Here is a 17,417-nt window from a genome sequence, read left to right as displayed (position 1 = left end):
CACTGCCCCTTGCAAAGGAGCGCGGCTTTTTTGCATAGACGGGCAAGGGAGTTTGAATTTTGGCAAAGACGGTACGTCGACAGACACATGCGGAGCGTCGGGAAAAGGCAGAAACGCGCTTTCTAGATTTCGCGATCAAGCTGATCGCCGAGCGGGGCTATGATGGCTTTACCTTGGCCGACGTTGCCGATGCAGCGGGATATAGCCGTGGTTTGCCAGCGCATTATTTCGGCAAGAAGGAAGACCTCCTCGCCCGCGTCGCGGAATTCACGATCGACAGCTATCATCGACAACTCGGCCAAATATCCGAAACCGAGGGCGGCCTCCCCCGCATCGAAGAATTGATTCGCATCTATGTCCGCACGCGCGGCGTCGCGCTTCGCTGTTTGCAGATCATCCTGACCCAGGCCCTTGTGCGGCCCAATCTTCGCAAGACGGTCGAACGGCTCAATGCCGAAGGGCTCGCCGCCATCCAGAAGGAAATCAAGCGCGGCATTCGTCTCGGGAATATCCGCGAAGATGTCCATGTCGAGCATCAGGCCGCGGTCATCTATGCGTTCATGCGCGGACAGATGGGTTTTGCAACGCTCGATCCAAGCTGGGAAGAGGTTGCGGTCGGTGAAGAATTCATCGCGACGCTGCGCGAGCGTCTGAAGCCTCGCAAATAGGCAATTTCCGCGACCGGCGCGGCCGGTCGGCATATGATGGTCCAACGTTCCGGGTCGGGGGCGGTGCGCCCGTCGTGCGCGCGCGACGCCGATGTCGTGCCTTGCCAGCCGTATCCGGCGCCTCCTTCCGTTGAAACGCGAAGATGAAACCCGAGGCGAATTTGCGTTTCCGACCGGTCTTGAATTAATATAGTCATTACTATATTGAGGGCGGGGTCGAGCGGGAGAGTTCAGCGATTCGTCTGACGCCGAAGGAGCAATGTCCCGGAATCTCTCAGGCAAAGGGGACCGTTCGACACAAGGCAGCTGGAGAGTGACGGCCATCGCGCCGTCCACCGAAGGAGCAAGCGCCGCGGCGTGAATCTCTCAGGTTTCTGACAGCGGGACTGGGGCGCGGCGGCCGTCTGGTCGACGTGCTGTCAGGTGGCTTGCGGGTCACCCTGTCGGAGACGAGTCATGGCGAACGCTGCGATAATTGGGGCAGGGATCACGGGGATCACGACGGCTTATGCGCTGCTCATGCGCGGCCATCAGGTGACCGTTTATGACCGCAACCGCTATCCTGCGATGGAAACCTCCTTTGCCAACGGAGGTCAGCTTTCCGCGAGCAACGCCGAAGTCTGGAACAATTGGACGACCGTCGCGAAAGGCATGCGCTGGCTGCTTCGCAACGATGCTCCCCTGCTCTTCAACCTTCGCCCTGGCTGGCATAAATATAGCTGGATTTCGGAATTCCTGGCCGCGGCGCGCCACTATCGAGCCAATTCGCAGGAAACCGTGCGACTGGCCCTTCTCGCCCGCGAGCGCCTGTTCGCGATCGCCCGCGCCGAAGGGATCGATTTCGATCACGAACGGCGCGGCATATTGCATTTTTACACGTCGAAACAGGCCCTGGCCGCGGCCGACCTTGTCAATCGCATGCTGTGCGAGGCCGGCCTCGAGCGGATTCCCGTCAGCGGCGACGCGATCCGCCACATCGAGCCCGCCCTGACGGGGGCCTTCGCAGGAGGCTTTTACACCAAGGGCGATTCCACCGGCGACATTCACAAATTCACGCGCGGCCTGGCCGAAGCCTGCGTCCGGCACGGGGGGCGTCTGGAGTTTGGCCGCGATATCGCCGCGGCCAAGGCGGGCGCCGACGCGGTCGAGATCAGGCTCGAAGGCGAGCTTCGCGAAAGGCGATGCCACGACCTTGTGGTTGTTTGTGCGGGTGTCGACAGTCGGCGCATTGCCGGATGGTTCGGCGACCGGGTCAATATCTATCCGGTCAAAGGCTATTCGATCACCGTGCCGGTCGCGCCGGACGCCGACCGAGACACCGCCCCATGGGTCAGCCTTCTCGACGAAGAGGCGAAAATCGTCACGAGCAGACTTGGCCCCCATCGCTATCGGGTGGCGGGCACCGCCGAATTCAACGGTGCGAACAGGGATATTCGCGCGTGCCGCATCCGTCCTCTCGTCCAGTGGGTCGAGCGGCACCATCCGCGGCTCGATACCTCGGGCTCGGTGCCATGGGCCGGTCTGCGGCCGATGATGCCCGACATGATGCCGCGGGCGGCGAAAGGGAAAAGCGACCGCGTCTTTTACAATACGGGCCACGGCCACCTCGGCTGGACCCTCTCGGCAGCTACCGCAGAGATCGTTGCGGAACGCATCGGCGAGACGCACGGCCAGGAGCATGGCGCGGGGCAGGGACTGGCCGCATAGCGGCGACAAGGAGATTGGCATGATAACTCTCGAAATCGCGACCCGCATCGCCAACGGTGTCCTGGCGGAAGGCGCCCGTCGGGGCTTCGCGCCGCTTTGCGCCGTCGTGCTCGATGCCGGCGGGCATATTCTCTGCCTGGTTCGCGACGAGCGAGCCTCGATCCACCGCCCCCAAATCGCAATGGCGAAGGCATCGGGCTGCATCGGGCTGGGCGTCGGCGGCCGCACCCTTGCCGGAATGGCTAAGGAACGCCCGACATTCATCGGCGCGCTTTCGGACATTTTCCCGAACGGATGCGTCGCGGCGCCGGGCGGCGTCCTCATCCGCGACGCTGGCGGCAAGCTTCTCGGCGCGGTCGGCGTGACCGGCGATCAGTCGGACAATGACGAGGCCTGCGCCAAAGCCGCGATCGAGCGCGCGGGCCTGATCGCCGACACCGGCGACTAGGGCGGCGGGTGCCGACCTGGGGCGCGATCACACCTGGCGGTCGCGATCCTTCCAATAGGGTTCGCGCAGTTCGCGCTTCAATATCTTGCCCATCGTGTTGCGGGGCAGGTCGTCGACGATGTCGATCGATTTCGGCCGCTTGTAGGATGCGAGCGCGCCGCGCGCGAAATCCCGAAGTTCGCCGTCGGCGAGCGTCGCGCCGGGCTTGAGCTCGACGAACGCTTTCACCGACTCGCCGAACTCATCGTCGGGAATACCGATAACCGCGACGTCCTGGATCGCCGGGTGCCGGATGAGCACCGCTTCGATTTCGGCAGGATAGATGTTGACCCCGCCCGAAATGATCATGTCCTTTATTCGGTCGGTGATGAAGATATAGCCTTCTTCATCGACATAGCCGACATCGCCGACGCGGAAGAAACCGTCGGGGTCTAGCGTGTCGGGGCCAAGGCCCGGCGCGTTGAGATAGTTTTTGATCGTGACCGGCGTGCGGATCCAGAGCTCGCCCGCTTCGCCCGTCGGGAGCGGCCTGCCTTTATCGTCGCGCACGCTCACCTCGACATGGCGATAGGGATAGCCCGACGAGGCGGGACGGACCTTCTGCATGTCCGGCGTAAGGTGCGCGATCATCCCGACTTCGGTCGCGCCATAGGCTTCGTGAAGCGTCTCGCCGAAATGCGCACGCGCCCATTGCTTGAGCGAGGGCGGCACCGGCGCGGCGCCCGTGTGGAGCGCGCGCATCGACGACAGGTCATAATGCGTCATCACGTCGTCGCCGAGCGCGGCGATGCGCTTCAGCATCGTCGGAACGCCGGTCCAGATGGTGACGCGATATGTCTGGATCAGTTCGAGCACTTCGACGGGATCGAAGCGCCGCTGCAGAATCATGGTCGCACCCGCGTTCACGCCGCCGCGGACGAGCCCCGGACCGGCGCCGTGCGAAAAGGGCATGGTGCAAAGGATGACGTCATCGATCCCGCGCGGCGAGCGAGCCGCGATGCTCGCATAATATTCGGCCACGCGCTGCATGTCGGCCGGCGCGACGCGATTTTGACCGACGCCTTTCGGCAAGCCCGTGGTTCCCGACGTATAGATCACGAGCCCGGCCGGCTGCCGCGAGAAGCGCGGTTCAGCAGGGAGCGAGAGCGCGTCCTGCCAGCTTGTGAAACCGGAAGCGGCGGTATCGATGCTGATCTGGACCTTGGGTTGGCATCGCGCGAGCGCCGGCAGCAGCGGCGCAGGGTCCGCATCGTCGCATATCAATCCGGCCGCACCGCTGTTTCCGAGCACATATTCGACTTCGGCGGGGGTCAGCCGCCAGTTCATGCCGAGCACGGCAGCGCCTAGCTTGGCCAGCGCGGCATCGATGACGGGCCATTCGATTCGAATCTGGGTTCGCACCCCGACGACATCGCCCGCCTTGATCCCGCGTTCGGAGAGGGCCGCTGCGAGCCGATCGGCGTGATCGTTGAGTTCGCCCCACGTCAGCGAACGATCGCCTTCGACGAATGCGACAACCGATGGTCGCGTCAGCGCCCAATGTTCGACCGAACCCGGGCGCGCTGTAGCTGCGGCTGGCACTTGCTCGGCGGCCTGCGACATGGCGTTCTTCCTCTCCAACTGACCTCCCCGCTGTGCCTCTTTGGCAGGCACGTTTCAGGCGGCGTGTCTTGGCAGTGTGAAATATATTTGTCAACGGATCAACAAATGTCTTGCATGCGGGTATGGCCGGTGCAAGACAGGCGTCAAAATAATGGAGGATGCCATGGACGATCAGGCCGCCGCGCTCTTTGCGGCGCAAGGCACCGGTGCGCTGCCGGACCATCCCGCACTGAACGGCGGCCGCTGCAAGGCCTGCGGATATATCTTCTTCCCGATGCAGCATTATGGCTGCGAGCGCTGCGGCTCGGAGGAACTCGAACCCTGGTTGATTGGCGGGCGCGGCCGGTTGGTGGCGAGCGCCGAGGTTCATGTCTCGATGAATCCACGTCGCCCGGCGCCCTATGTCGTGGGTTCGATCGCAACCGACGACGGTGCCGTCGTGCGCTCGATCCTCGAAGTCCCCGCAGACGCCGATCTGGCGCCGGGGACCGTCATGACCAGCCGCCTCGTTGAAGAGACCCGGCCCGACAAGGGGCCGTTCGACCTCCGCTTCGCTCCGGAAACGGGGAGGCCCTGATCATGGCCCGCCTCATCAGCGATCTCGTCCCCGTCTATGTCGTCGGGATCGGCTTTCACCCCTATCAATATGCGTCGGACACCAGCTATGTCGCGCTGGGGCTGCGCGCCATTCGCGAAGCCCTCGCCGATGCCCGCATCGATTGGGAGGCCGTTGAATCCTCTTATGTCGCCAACGCGCTGCTCGGAATGGCGGTCGGCCGTCCGATGCTGCGGCATCTGGGCGCGCTCGGATCGCCGATCATCCATATCGAAAATGCGTCGGCTTCGGGGTCGGCGGCGTTCCGCCACGCCTGCATCGAGGTGGCATCGGGAATCAGTGACGTCGCGCTGGCGGTCGGTGTCGACAAGCCGCCCAAGTCAGGCATCTTCCGCTCGCCCACCGGGATTCCGAACCTTGCCGAGGATGCGATCGCGCCCTTTACCCATTTCGCGCTGCTGACCGACGAATATTCGCGCAAGCACCGAATCGCTCCCGAAGACATCGCGCTCGTCGCGGTCAAGAATCACGCCAATGGCGCCAAGAATCCCAATGCACAGCGCCAGAAGGAGCGCACGCTTGAAGAGGTGCTCGGCGGCAAGGCGATTTCCGGCAATCTCACGGCGCTCCAATGCACTCCCGTCGGCGAAGGCGCGGCCGCAGTGATCGTCGTATCGGAAGCAGGCATCAAGCGGCTCGGCCTCGATCCGGGGCGTGCCGTCCGCGTCGCTTCGTCGGCTGCGGGTAGCCAGAAGGCCGACAATGATCTCAATCCCGACACCGCGCTAACGATCGAAACGATGGCGCGCGCGATCGGCGAGGCGCAGCTCGGTCCCGGCGACCTCGACGTCATCGAACTCCACGACGCCTTCACGATCGAGGAGCTCTTCTATGCGGAGGCCACCGGCATATGCCCACCGGGCCGGTTCGTCCCGATGCTCAAGGAGGGTGCGTGGAACATCGGCGGTCAGTGCGCGATCAGCCCGTCGGGCGGGCTCATCGCGATGGGGCATCCGATCGGCCCGACCGGAATCGGACAGATCGGTGAGATCGTCCGGCAACTGCGCGGCGAAGCGGGCGCGCGCCAACAGCCGGCGGCGAAGGCGGGGCTCGCGCACATGGTTGGCGTCGGAGCCGTTTGTTACGTCCACGTTCTGACCCGCTAGGCCCCGCGATCGAGAGAGGAAAGGCGATATGACCGAATATATTCAGACCGAGGTGCGCGGGCACATTCTCATCATCCGCCTCAACCGCCCCGAAGCGCGCAACGCCTTCAACAAGGGGATGGCGGAGAAGATGGAATCGATCATCGACGATTATGACGCCAATCCCGCTTTGCGCGCTGCGATCATCGTCGCCGAAGGGCCGACCTTTTCGGCCGGGCAGGACCTGATTGCCGCGGCAAAGGGGGAGCGGGCGGTGACGCGCAAGCGTGGCGGCTTTGGTATCATGGGCCAACCGCCGTTGAAGCCACTTATCGCCGCGGTCGAAGGGCAGGCGCTCGCAGGCGGAATGGAGCTCACGCTCTGTTGCGACATCATCGTTGCGTCCCGCGCCGCCGTTTTCGGGCTTTCCGAAGCCAAGCGCGGACTAGTCGCCGTCGGCGGCGGCTGCTTCCGGCTGCCGCGGCGCATTCCCCACCAGGTCGCGATGGAGATGATCGTCACCGCCGAGCCCCGGCCCGCCGAGGATATGGCGCGGCTCGGCTATGTGAACCACCTGGTCGAGCCAGGACAGGCGCTCGAGGCCGCTCTGGAATATGCGGCGCTGATCGTTCGCAACGCGCCGCTGGCCGTTCAGGCATCGAAGACCATCGCGGCGCGCAGTGCCGCGGAACAATGGACCGACGCCGAGGCTTGGGAGAAGCAAGCCGAAATCGTGGCGCCGCTTCGAAGGTCTGAAGACATGCAGGAAGGATTGCGCGCCTTCGCGGAAAAGCGCGATCCGGTTTGGCAGGGGAAATAATATGGGAACGCTCGACAACAAGGTGGCGCTGGTTACAGGCGGCGCGCAGGGTATCGGCTATGCCGTCGTCCAGAAACTGGCCAGCGAAGGCGCCAGAATATTGGTCGTTGATCTCGATGAGGCAGCCGCGGCGGCGGTCAAGAGCGAGCTGGGCGATGCGGTTACCACCTTTACCGGCGACCTCCTCGACCCTGCGGTCCCGGGTGCCGCCGTCGACGCTGCGGTGGAGGGGTTCGGGGGACTTGACATCATCGTGAACAATGCCGGTTTTCACTGGGATTCGATGTTGCACAAGATGACCGACGAACAGTGGCAGGCCATGCTCGATATCCACGTCACCGTGCCGTTCCGGATCCTGCGCGCCGCCGCGCCGCACCTGTTCGCCGCCGCCGCGGCCGACGCCGCCGCCGGCGTCGAAGTGATGCGCAAGGTCGTCAACGTGTCGTCGCTGGCGGCATCCTTCGGCAATATCGGGGCCGCCAACTATTCGGCCGCCAAGGCTGGCGTAATCGGGCTGACCAAGGCGCTCGCCAAGGAATGGGGTCCGCACAAGATCAACGTCAACGCCGCCGCATTCGGGATCATCCAGACCCGGTTCGGACTCCCTCAGGGCGAGCAGAACCGCATTACCGTCGGCGGCCGAGAGGTGCAGATGGGCGTGCCGCACAAGACGCTCGCGAAGCGGGGCGTGACGGTCGATCCTGGCCGCGAATATTCGCGCGACGAGATCTATAAGCCTCGCCCGTTCAAGCAAATTCCGCTCGGACGTGCAGGCCACATCACGGAAGCGGCCGGCGCCGTCTATTTCCTGTGCTCGCCGCTTTCCGACTATGTCACCGGACAGGTTGTTTCGGCGAGCGGAGGGGCGTCGGGCGGGATGTCCTGACGACATCGCAATCCTCTTTGGCCTCCGGGGGCGGAGCCTTTGGCTCCTCCAATGCGGCCCCGCCATCCTCTCTGGCGGGGCCGCTCTTTTGTCAGATAAATTGACTGATTATAAAACAAATATTTATTCGCCGCGTCATCGCGTGCGGAAAGCGATGCGGAAACGTCGGCGAAGGGGTTGCAAAAGGAAACGCAATACTGAGGTTTTCTTGGGTGTTTTCGAGGAATTGGCTGACAACAAATATGTTGATCAGTCGACAAATATATCTTGATTGATCGGCAAATATATGCTGCTTCTGCGCATGGGAGATGGCCATGCCGAGCGAGCGAGCCACCCCGAGAGGATGTCGAAGGGGAAATCACATGAAGAGGCTTGTTCTCACGTCTGCGGCGATGGCCGCTCTGGCGATTCCGATGGTAGCGATGGCGGCGGAAGACGCCGAACATGCGGATGAATCCACCGCCAGCACCCATGGTGACTCGGAAATTATCGTGACGGCGCAGCGGCGCGCGCAATCGCTGCAGAACGTCCCGCTCGCGGTGACGGCGGTCAGCGGTGAATCGCTCGAAGAGGCCCGCATTACCAGCGTCACCGACCTTCAGACCGCGACACCCGGTTTGCGGACGCAGACCGCGAACCGTCCGGCGACGTCGACGTCGATCCAGCTGCGCGGAGTCGGCACTTCGGGCAATGACGCGGGCCTCGAAGCGGCGGTCGGCTTCTCGGTCGACGGCATCTACCGTTCCCGGTCCGGTGCCGGGCTTGGCGACTTCGTGGATGTCGAAAGCGTCGAGGTGTTGCGCGGACCGCAAGGGACGCTCTACGGAAAGAACACCACGGCCGGCGTTATCGAAGTGACGACGCGCAAACCCGATCTCACCGATATCGAGGGCTATGCCGAAGGGACCGTCGGCAATCGCAATCTCGTGCGCTTCCGCGGCGCCGTGAATTTGCCGCTCGCGCCCGAGAAAGTCGGGATGCGCCTGAGCTTCGGCTATCACAAGCGCGACGGCTTTATCAAAGACCCGCTGGCCGATACGACCTATAACAATCGCGACCGTTTCACCATCGCGGGCAAACTGCTCTTTCAGTTGGGCGAGGATGTGGAGGCCCTGGTCGGTCTCGACTATTCGGAATCCGACGAACGCTGTTGCCAGTCGGTGCGGTTGACCAATGCCCAGGTCAATGGCGCCAATGCGCCCTACGTCGCGTTCCTGGCCGACCTCGCAGCGATGCACGGCAATAGCTACCCGGTGGTGCCCGATCCCTTTTCCTACGAGACGTCGGTCAATGGGCCGGTGGTCAACACGAACAAGGACCGCGGCATCTATTTGCAGCTCAATGCGGGGCTTGGCGGCGCGACGCTGACCTCGATCTCCTCCTATCGCAAGTTCACCGATTTCACCGACAATGACGTCGACTTCTCGGGCGCGGAAATTTTCAATCAGAAAATCGACTTCAAGCTGCGTGTCTTTTCACAGGAGCTGCGCCTTCAGGGGAGTGCGTTCGGCGACAGGCTCGACTGGCTGTTCGGCGGTTATTTCTCGTCCGAGAAGATCGATTATGGCGAAAGCATCGACACGGGCGTCGATGCCAACCCCTATTTCGGCTTCTTGAATCCGGCGCTTCGCGGGCTCTATCCGGCGCTACAGGACAGCAATGGCACCCGCGCTCAGCAAGATGCCAAAAGCTATGCGCTCTTCACGCACAATATCTTCGAAATCGCCGACGGCCTGCACTTCACCGCCGGGCTTCGCTGGACCAAGGAAGACAAAGCCGCGGTCGCAAATCCCTATTTCAACGGCCCGACAGCGAACCTGCCCTATGCCGGTTTCGTCCCTGTGGGCGCGCCGTCCAACCCCTATGACCTGACTCTGTCCGAAGATGCCTTCTCCGGCACCGCCGTCCTCGATTATCGCTGGACGCCCGACGTCATGACCTATGTCAGCTATTCGCGCGGGTACAAGGCCGGCGGCTTCGCTCTCGGACGCGATGCGGCCGGCCCGGTCTATTCGCGCAACCCGGATTGCTCGGCCTCGGGACAGGTCGCGATGGTCGTCCCCGGCCTTGGCACGATCTATCGATGCGATGTCAAAGATCCGCGATTCAAGCCGGAAACGGTGAACTCCTATGAACTGGGCGTGCGGTCGCAATGGTTCGATCGCCGGTTGACGCTGAACCTTACGCTTTTCCAGGCGCGTTATACCGACCTGCAGCTCAACACCTTCACCGGAACCGGCTTCTTCCTTTCCAACGCGGGATCGGCGCGAACACGCGGCGTCGAGCTGGAAGCGGGGCTGCGGGTCGCGGACGGCATCCGTGTCGGCGGGAATCTGAATTTCCTCGATTCGGACTATGGCAAGGACGTGCCTTCGGTCCTGTCCGGGGAACCTCCGTTGGCGGGACAGCCGCTGGGCGGTGCTTCGCGCTGGAGCGGCGCGCTGACGGCAAGCATCGATCGCCCGGTTTCGAGCAACGTCGATGTCTTCTTTCAGCCCAACTTCTACTTCACGAGCAAGTTTTTCGGCGGTACGCGCGTCGGCTCCGACGGCGAGCCTGTGATGCTGCCCGGATACTCGCTGCTTGGCCTGTCGGCGGGTATCCGAATCGACGACAAGTTCGAAATATCGGCCTTTTGCCGCAACTGTACCGACAAGGGCTATGCCCTGATCAACTTCAACTCGGTGGCCCAGAGCGGCAGCAAGGATGGGTTTCTTGGCAACCCCGCCGAATATGGCGTGAGCCTTCGCTTCGATTTCTGAAGGCCTCGCCTCACTGCTCCAGATACGGCCGGCTGGACTGGCCGGAAATTCCGACCCTAACCCCCCGGGACCAGTCCCGGGGGGTATTGTTCATCCATCAATATCGCTTGTGCCGTGCGGTTACCGATGGGCGGACGGCGACCATCATTTCGCGCGAAAGGCGACACCCGCGCGAGCCTGTGCCGTCTTGCTGGACTTCGCTCCAAAGCGACCGTGCGCCGTTCTCCACGCCCCCGCGGCGCCGGGGCCGGACGGGGTCAGGCGGGTTGCACCGCGCGGCGCGGCAAGAGCGATCCGGCGCGCCAGAAATGGAATGCGGCCCACAGGTTGACGAAAACAAATGCCGCGAGCGCGTAGCGCAGGGATTGATTGCCGTAAGCGGGGGCCAGCAGGTCGCTGAGCAGGCCAACGCCTTGCGGGCCGAGCCCCATCCCGACCATGTTCAGCAGAAAAAAGCTGACCGCGGCGGCGACGGCGCGCATCCGATCGTCCACCAGCTGCTGGATCAGCGCCGATGACGGGGCAAGATAATAGGCGCCGATGGTGGCCGGGATGACATAGAGCGCGAGGGCGAGCTCGTAGCTTTCGACGAGAAAGAAGCCGAGCAGGAAAGGGATCGTGACGACCTTCGATATCGCGATCGACCAGGACCGCCAGCGTCCGTCCCGCTTCCCGAGGAAGTCGGCGATCCGGCCCGACATCAGGGTGCCGATGCCGCCCGCCAGCCCGACAAAGAGTGCCAGCGTCAGCCCGATCTCGGTTCCGCTCAGCCCATGGCTGCGGACAAGAAAGGTCGGGATCCACAGGACCATGCCATAGCCCACAAAGCCGCCGAGCGACTTGCCGATCAGTATATGTCGCATCGGCGCGTTCGCCGCCATGTGGCGAATCGTGCTCGCGAGCGATGCCTTCTCGGCATCCGTCGCGGCTTCCGGCGCCGTGGGCGGCTCCGGCACGAGCAGCAGCACCATCAGTCCGAGTATGATGCCCGGAATCCCAATGATCAGGAACGTTTCGCGCCATCCGACGGTATCGAGCAGCCATCCGCCGCCGAGGAAGGCCATCAGCATCCCGACATTCGCGCCGAAAACGAACACGCTCATTGCCGTCGCGCGCGTCTCCGCGTCGAACAGGTTGGCGATCATCGACACCGAGGCCGGCGACGAACCGGATTCGCCAACCGCAACGCCGATCCGGGCAAGCGCCATATGAAGATAGGTGGTGGCCATCCCGCACACGGCGGTCATCGCACTCCAGAGGATGATCGATGCGGCGATGATATTCTTTCGATGTCCCTTGTCGGCCAACATGGCGATGGGGATGGCCAGAAATGTATAGAATACAGCAAAAGCGAGGCCGACGAGGAAGCCCATTTGCGCATCGCTTGCCCCCAGATCCCGCTTGATGGGTTCCAGCAGGATTCCCATGATTTGCCGGTCGAGCTGGCTGCAAGCGTAAACGGCGCTCAGCATGATCACCGTGAACCAGGGACGCCTTCTCACTTCAACCATCTCGCCTTGCCTCTCATGTCTGCGGCAGCGACGGCGGCGCAAGATCTGGGGGGAGGTGGAGACGACGCCTTCCGGCCGCTGCGCTGCGAAGGCCGGTTCCCGCATTTGCTCCTGGTGCCCGGAGCAGTAGTGCCTCCGCGGGAACCCTAGACATCCTCTCAGCAGTGCACGCCGTCGCTCGCGGCCTTGGCGATTGCTTTCATAAATAAGTTTGGTCGTCAACAAATGTTATGACGGGAAGGTGCGCGAGACTGGCTTTGGAGCCGCCGCCCACGGGCGGTGCCCGCTCATTTCCGCCGTCCGATGGGGGCGCTATCGGGGAAATTCGTAATGCACAGGCCGTCGGAGCAAATCGAGCCGCGCCACCGTGAGTCGCCCATGACCCTGCCCGCGAAATTGCGGTTCGACAGCGCGACCGAATCCATATATTGATTCGATAACAAGCAAATTAAACGATGAGGCCGAGATGATCACGCAGGAAGCACTGGACAGGCTTTGGGATAAAGTCGAATCCCAGAAGGCCCACATCCCCGACATGTACGGGGCAGTCGACTTTTCGATCGTGCCCGAGCGATTCACGACCGACATTGCGGTCGAAACCCAGCTGCCGGCGAGCCATGCCGCGCTTCGCCCGGCGATTCTGGCAAATCGCGACCGGGTCGAACTCATCCGTGGCTATTCGATGATGGGCGATCTGGTATCCGATGCCTATGCCGCCTTGATGCCGCAATATGGCTTTCGAAGGCTTGTCGAGATGATCGGCGAGGCTTGTGACAAGGGGGTCGAGCAGGTCGCGGACGCACCGCCCGAACTGGTCGCCTTCATCAGGGACATGGAGCGCACTCCCGAATGGCTCGACATGGAGTTGGTTGAGGAAGGGGCGCGGTTCGACCGGAACATATCGGCAAACCTTAGCCCCTTCTTCATCCGCGGTGCCTTCATCGCGACCTTCATGAACAAGTATTCGGCGCTGCCGATGGCGATCACCAACACCTTGTCCAGCGACACGGCGGCGCGCCGCGTCAAGGAAACGGCAACCTTCTTCTGGACCTCGGTGCTGCCCGGCGCGCTCGAACGCTTCGGCCCCGGTTTCAAGGCGGCTGCCATGGTTCGGTTGATGCATTCGATGGTGCGCGCCAATGTCCTTCGCCGCCCGGCCGACTGGGACCTTCGCGTCTATGGCGTCCCGATCCCGCAGGTCGACCAGATGCCGGCGGGGCTCATTCCGATGGTGCTGATGTCGGCCCGCGTGCTTGCTTCTGGGCGGACGGAGTTCACGCGGCGAGAGCGCGCCCGCCTCGAGCTCGCTCGCTATCGCTGCTTCCTGCTCGGCTTGCCCGAGGACCTGCTCGCCGACACGCCGCGCGGCATCGTCGACCTGATGGCCACGCGCAACGCGACGCTGCGCCAGCAGTTTGACGACAAGACGTGCGGCGCGCTTTTGCGTGCGACGATGGATGCCGACATTCGCGCCGGGGGCGGGCTGGTCGAGAATATTCACGCTTTCTTCGAGCGGCGGATCTCCAAGACCTTCTTCGTCCGCCAATTTATGGCCGGCGATAGAAAACGGGCCGCTGCGATAGGCGTGACGCTGCGCGGCAGCGACGCACTCGCCGCGATCGTCGGCCAGTTGTTTCTTGGCGCGCGCGTCGCCCTCTACGCCTTGGCCGGCCGCGTTCCGGGCTTGCGGGATTATGCCGATCGACGATTGACCCGCCGGATCGAGCGCCGCCTCGCTCGCTTTGGGCACGCGCATTTCACCACCGACGAAGCCAATTATCGTCGCCGGCCCGCGCCCGCCCCGGCGGAATAGCGCAACCGTCCGATCGGCGCCGCGACGATCGAACGCCCTTGCAGCGGGCCGCCGCGCTGCGCCGCAGTCTTGTCCGAACAATCCGACCAACGAATATCGAGGAGAGTATAATGCCGTCCGACGTGCCGCCCTATCTGACCTTCGATCAGTGCTTGCGACATTGGGCACAGCACAGGCCGCACGTCACGGCGCTTACCGATGAGGGACGCGAATATGACTATGCGATGCTCGACGATCTTACCGCACGGGTGGCATCGCTGCTCCTGAACCTGGGGTTGCGCAAGGGTGATCGCATCGCCTGGCTGGGCAAGAACGCCGATCTCTATGTCATCCTTCTGTTCGGCGCGGCGCGTCTCGGCGTGGTCATGACTCCCGTGGGCTGGCGGCTTTCCGCCGAAGAATGGAGCTATATCGTCAACGACGCCCAGGCCCGGATATTGTTCGTGGGCGCGGGATTCGAGGATCGTGTCGCGGCGATCGCGTCCACGCCGAAAGGACTCGATCATATCGTCTCGGCGGTGGAAGCGTGGACCCGGATCGAGGCGACGTCGCCCGGCGCTTTCGAGCCGGCGGATGCCGACGATGCCGCGCTGCAACTCTACACGAGCGGCACGACGGGCCGGCCGAAGGGGGCCGTGCTGTCGAACCGTAACCTGTTTGGCCTTCAGATACCGCGCGTCGATCCCGATGCGCCCTGGATGCACTGGGATACAGGCGAAGGGATGCTTTGCAGCATGCCCTGCGCGCATATCGGGGGGAGCGGCCTGTATGTGCGGACGCTCGCGGCGGGCGCAACAATCCACAATCTGGCGGAGTTCAATTCGGACGAGGTTCTCGATCGGGTCGAGAAAGGCGGTGTGACGCGCTTCTTTCTGGTTCCCGCGGCGCTGCAGCTTTTACTGGAAAATCCGCGATGCACGGCGACGGACTTCTCGTGCATCAAATATATTCTGTATGGCGCGGCGCCGATCCCGCTCGAGCTGCTGCGCCGGTGCATCAGTGTGTTCCAGGCCCAATTCATCCAGGCCTATGGAATGACGGAAACCACCGGCGGTATCGTCATGCTGCCGCCAAAGGATCACGATCCCGAAGGAAATCCGCGGATGCGATCGGCGGGATTGGCGGTCAAGGGCGTCGAATTGCGGATTGTCGGACCGGATGGCAACGAACTTGCGACGGGCGAAGTCGGCGAAATCAGCGTGCGCTCGACCAACAACATGCTGGGCTATTGGAACCTGCCCGAGGCGACGGCGCGGACGATGACCGACGACGGCTGGATCCATACCGGCGATGCCGGCTACCTCGACGAGGACGGCTATCTCTATATCCACGACCGGATGAAGGACATGATCATCTCGGGCGGCGAGAATGTCTATCCGGCCGAGGTCGAAAGCGCGATCTATGGCCACCCCGCGGTGCAGGAGGTCGCGGTGATCGGTATCCCCGACCCCAAATGGGGCGAGACGGTGAAGGCGGTCGTGGTGCCCAAACCCGGCATGACGGTCGAGGCCGAGGACATCATCGCCTGGGCGCGCGAGCGCATCGCCGCCTTCAAGGCGCCGCGCAGCGTCGACGTGATCGAAGCGCTGCCGCGAAATGCGTCGGGCAAGATACTGCGCAAGGACCTGCGCGCACCCTATTGGGAAGGCTATGAGCGGATGGTGAATTGAGCCTTTCGGCCCGACTCCCGACGCGCCCTTCGGCACGCGGTGAGACTAGCCCGGCGATGTGCTGCCTGCCACTAGCGCGCGGCTCGCGCGTTGCAGCAGGTCCGTCGCTTCGTCTTCGCGGAACATGGGCGCGCTGATGAACGCTCCGTTGAAGAGCACGGCAAGCTGACCGCCGAGTTCGGTCGGATTCGAGACGCCCAGCCTTTCCGCGATCGCGGTGAGACGCCGCCGCATTTCCCGTTTATGCGCCGTCGCGACCTTGCGGGCCGGGTGATCCCCATCGGGAAACTCGGCCGCGACATTATTTTGCGGACAGCCGCGATAGGAGGGACGACCGACGCGCGGCCCGATCCATGCGAGCAGCGCGTCGAGCTCGGCGTGCGGATCGTTCGCGTGCGCGTGGGTGGCGGCGTCCCACTCTTTCCAGAACAGCTCGTCTTCGCGCTCCAGAAAGGCGGCGATCAGGTCATCCTTTGTGCGAAAATGCCGATAGAGGCTGGTCTTGGCGACACCCGCATCGGCGACAATCAGATCGACGCCGACCGCGCGAACGCCCCGTCGATAAAAAAGCTCTGACGCTGTTGCGAGGATGCGATCGCGTACCTCGTTGTTTTCATTTGTGTTCATCGCATCGCCCTTGATCCGGTGGTCGCTCGATCAACGCTCTAGCAGGAATCGGCTTGACGATACAGACCTGTTTGTTTAACTAATCAAACAGACAGGTCTGTATCGTAGAAGGGAGGTCGAAGATGACATCGAATGAGGCGAACGGCAGCTCGAAGCGGGTCGCTGTCTATGGCGCTGGCGGGCATACCGGGCGCTTTGTCGTCGCAGAGTTGCTGCGTCGCGGGCTCGACGTCGTGGCGGTCGCGCGCGATGCCGCGAAGCTCGATCCGCTTTTGCAATCATCCGACCGCGTCGCGGTTCGCGCGGCGACAGTCGACGATGGCGGTTCGCTCGACCGGGCATTCGACGGGGTGACGGTCGTGATCAATTGCGCCGGCCCCTTCCTCGACACAGCCGGGCCGGTCGCGTCCGCGGCGTTGCGCGTGGGAGCGCATTATCTGGATGTAACGGCGGAACAACCGAGCGCGCGCGCGACGATCGACACCTTCGGCGCGATTGCCGGCGAAGCCGGGCTGGTCGTCATGCCCGCGATGGGATTCTATGGCGGCCTGGGCGATCTGCTTGCCACTGCGGCAATGGGTGATTGGGACGCGGCCGACGAAATCCGGATCGGCATCGCGCTCGACAGCTGGCACCCGACGGCGGGGACGCGCATTACGGGCGAACGCAATCAGGCGCGCCGGCAAGTGGTGTCGCAAGGCAGCCTTGTCCCGGTAACGTTGCCGCCTCGCGAAATGGACTGGGAATTTCCCGCCCCGGTTCTGGTCCGTCCGGTCGTCGAAGTCCCGTTTTCGGAGATCGTGACGATTTCCAGTCATCTGCGCGCGGCGGAACTGCACAATTATCTCAGCCGTAACGCGCTTGAGGATGTGCGCAGCGATGCGACGCCTGCGCCGAAACCTACTGATGAGACGGGGCGATCTGCGCAACGCTTTCTCGTCGAGGCGGTCGCCAGCAAGGGCGGAATCGTGCGCCGCGTGGCGGTTCGTGGGCGCGACATCTACGCCTTCTCCGCGCCGCTGGTCTGCGAAGCGGCGGCGCGACTTCTGGACCATCGCGCAGAGACCGGCGGCGCGATGGCGCCGGGCGCGATGTTCGAACCGATCGAATTTCTCGCCGCGCTGGAATCTGCCGATTCCGACTTCCGCATCATCCAGCGGTGACGTGCCGAACTTGACCCCAGTCCGACGAATGGAGCGCCA

General features: G+C 63.3%; 15 protein-coding genes and 2 riboswitches. Of the genes, 11 read left to right on the top strand and 4 right to left on the bottom strand.

Annotated features, from left to right (window positions below; translation table 11 throughout):
• The first annotated feature begins 59 nt into the window (after positions 1 to 59).
• The 3 genes from CHB69_RS20770 (at position 60) to CHB69_RS08750 (ending at position 2,823) form a co-directional block, all read left to right on the top strand.
• On the top strand, positions 60 to 668 hold the full coding sequence (locus CHB69_RS20770; protein ID WP_170935492.1) for a TetR/AcrR family transcriptional regulator: 609 nt from the start codon (positions 60 to 62) through the stop codon (positions 666 to 668).
• 211 nt (positions 669 to 879) lie between these two features.
• Positions 880 to 969, top strand: a riboswitch (glycine riboswitch).
• Between the two features lie 2 nt (positions 970 to 971).
• Positions 972 to 1,052: riboswitch (glycine riboswitch) on the top strand.
• A 72-nt stretch (positions 1,053 to 1,124) separates the two neighbouring features.
• Positions 1,125 to 2,375, top strand: coding sequence for a D-amino acid dehydrogenase (locus tag CHB69_RS08755; RefSeq protein WP_089215628.1), 1,251 nt, complete (start codon positions 1,125 to 1,127; stop codon positions 2,373 to 2,375).
• 19 nt (positions 2,376 to 2,394) lie between these two features.
• A complete protein-coding gene (locus CHB69_RS08750; protein ID WP_212541908.1) occupies positions 2,395 to 2,823 on the top strand; it encodes a GlcG/HbpS family heme-binding protein in 429 nt (142 codons plus the stop codon).
• Positions 2,824 to 2,850: 27 nt separating this feature from the next.
• Here the strand turns inward: CHB69_RS08750 and CHB69_RS08745 are convergent, their stop codons facing one another.
• Positions 2,851 to 4,425, bottom strand: coding sequence for a class I adenylate-forming enzyme family protein (locus tag CHB69_RS08745; RefSeq protein ID WP_089215627.1), 1,575 nt, complete (start codon positions 4,423 to 4,425; stop codon positions 2,851 to 2,853).
• 163 nt (positions 4,426 to 4,588) lie between these two features.
• Between CHB69_RS08745 and CHB69_RS08740 the strand changes: the two genes are divergently transcribed.
• From CHB69_RS08740 to CHB69_RS08725, 4 genes are read left to right on the top strand one after another with little or no spacing between them, the layout of a single operon-like run.
• The gene (locus CHB69_RS08740) at positions 4,589 to 5,002 is read left to right on the top strand and encodes a Zn-ribbon domain-containing OB-fold protein (protein WP_089215740.1); all 414 of its coding nucleotides are present in this window, start codon (positions 4,589 to 4,591) and stop codon (positions 5,000 to 5,002) included.
• Positions 5,003 to 5,004: 2 nt separating this feature from the next.
• Entirely contained in the window at positions 5,005 to 6,147 is a 1,143-nt protein-coding gene (locus CHB69_RS08735; protein WP_089215626.1) for a thiolase family protein, read from the top strand.
• Between the two features lie 28 nt (positions 6,148 to 6,175).
• Positions 6,176 to 6,946 (top strand): crotonase/enoyl-CoA hydratase family protein, encoded by a 771-nt coding sequence (locus CHB69_RS08730; RefSeq protein WP_089215625.1) that lies wholly within the window; start codon positions 6,176 to 6,178, stop codon positions 6,944 to 6,946.
• 1 nt (position 6,947) lies between these two features.
• Positions 6,948 to 7,832 (top strand): SDR family NAD(P)-dependent oxidoreductase, encoded by an 885-nt coding sequence (locus CHB69_RS08725; RefSeq protein WP_089215624.1) that lies wholly within the window; start codon positions 6,948 to 6,950, stop codon positions 7,830 to 7,832.
• Between the two features lie 91 nt (positions 7,833 to 7,923).
• On the opposite strand, the gene CHB69_RS19690 is transcribed toward CHB69_RS08725, so the two are convergent.
• On the bottom strand, positions 7,924 to 8,166 hold the full coding sequence (locus CHB69_RS19690) for a hypothetical protein (protein ID WP_212541907.1): 243 nt from the start codon (positions 8,164 to 8,166) through the stop codon (positions 7,924 to 7,926).
• Positions 8,167 to 8,194: 28 nt separating this feature from the next.
• Between CHB69_RS19690 and CHB69_RS08720 the strand changes: the two genes are divergently transcribed.
• The gene (locus tag CHB69_RS08720) at positions 8,195 to 10,594 is read left to right on the top strand and encodes a TonB-dependent receptor (protein WP_170935491.1); all 2,400 of its coding nucleotides are present in this window, start codon (positions 8,195 to 8,197) and stop codon (positions 10,592 to 10,594) included.
• Between the two features lie 257 nt (positions 10,595 to 10,851).
• Here the strand turns inward: CHB69_RS08720 and CHB69_RS08715 are convergent, their stop codons facing one another.
• A complete protein-coding gene (locus tag CHB69_RS08715; RefSeq protein WP_089215622.1) occupies positions 10,852 to 12,210 on the bottom strand; it encodes a spinster family MFS transporter in 1,359 nt (452 codons plus the stop codon).
• 361 nt (positions 12,211 to 12,571) lie between these two features.
• On the opposite strand from CHB69_RS08715, the gene CHB69_RS08710 reads away from it, so the two are divergent.
• Together CHB69_RS08710 and CHB69_RS08705 are read left to right on the top strand one after the other, a co-directional pair.
• Entirely contained in the window at positions 12,572 to 13,918 is a 1,347-nt protein-coding gene (locus tag CHB69_RS08710; RefSeq protein WP_089215621.1) for an oxygenase MpaB family protein, read from the top strand.
• 110 nt (positions 13,919 to 14,028) lie between these two features.
• On the top strand, positions 14,029 to 15,588 hold the full coding sequence (locus tag CHB69_RS08705) for a fatty acid--CoA ligase (protein ID WP_089215620.1): 1,560 nt from the start codon (positions 14,029 to 14,031) through the stop codon (positions 15,586 to 15,588).
• Positions 15,589 to 15,633: 45 nt separating this feature from the next.
• On the opposite strand, the gene CHB69_RS08700 is transcribed toward CHB69_RS08705, so the two are convergent.
• Positions 15,634 to 16,215, bottom strand: coding sequence for a TetR/AcrR family transcriptional regulator (locus CHB69_RS08700; RefSeq protein ID WP_089215619.1), 582 nt, complete (start codon positions 16,213 to 16,215; stop codon positions 15,634 to 15,636).
• A gap of 122 nt (positions 16,216 to 16,337) precedes the next feature.
• On the opposite strand from CHB69_RS08700, the gene CHB69_RS08695 reads away from it, so the two are divergent.
• Positions 16,338 to 17,378: a saccharopine dehydrogenase family protein gene (locus CHB69_RS08695; RefSeq protein ID WP_089215618.1), complete on the top strand. Its 1,041-nt coding sequence runs from the start codon at positions 16,338 to 16,340 to the stop codon at positions 17,376 to 17,378.
• The last annotated feature ends 39 nt before the right edge of the window (positions 17,379 to 17,417 follow it).

Source organism: Sphingopyxis indica, assembly GCF_900188185.1.
In the GTDB taxonomy this organism is placed as follows: Bacteria; Pseudomonadota; Alphaproteobacteria; order Sphingomonadales; family Sphingomonadaceae; genus Sphingopyxis; species Sphingopyxis indica.
This window is presented reverse-complemented; position numbering and strand designations above follow the sequence as displayed.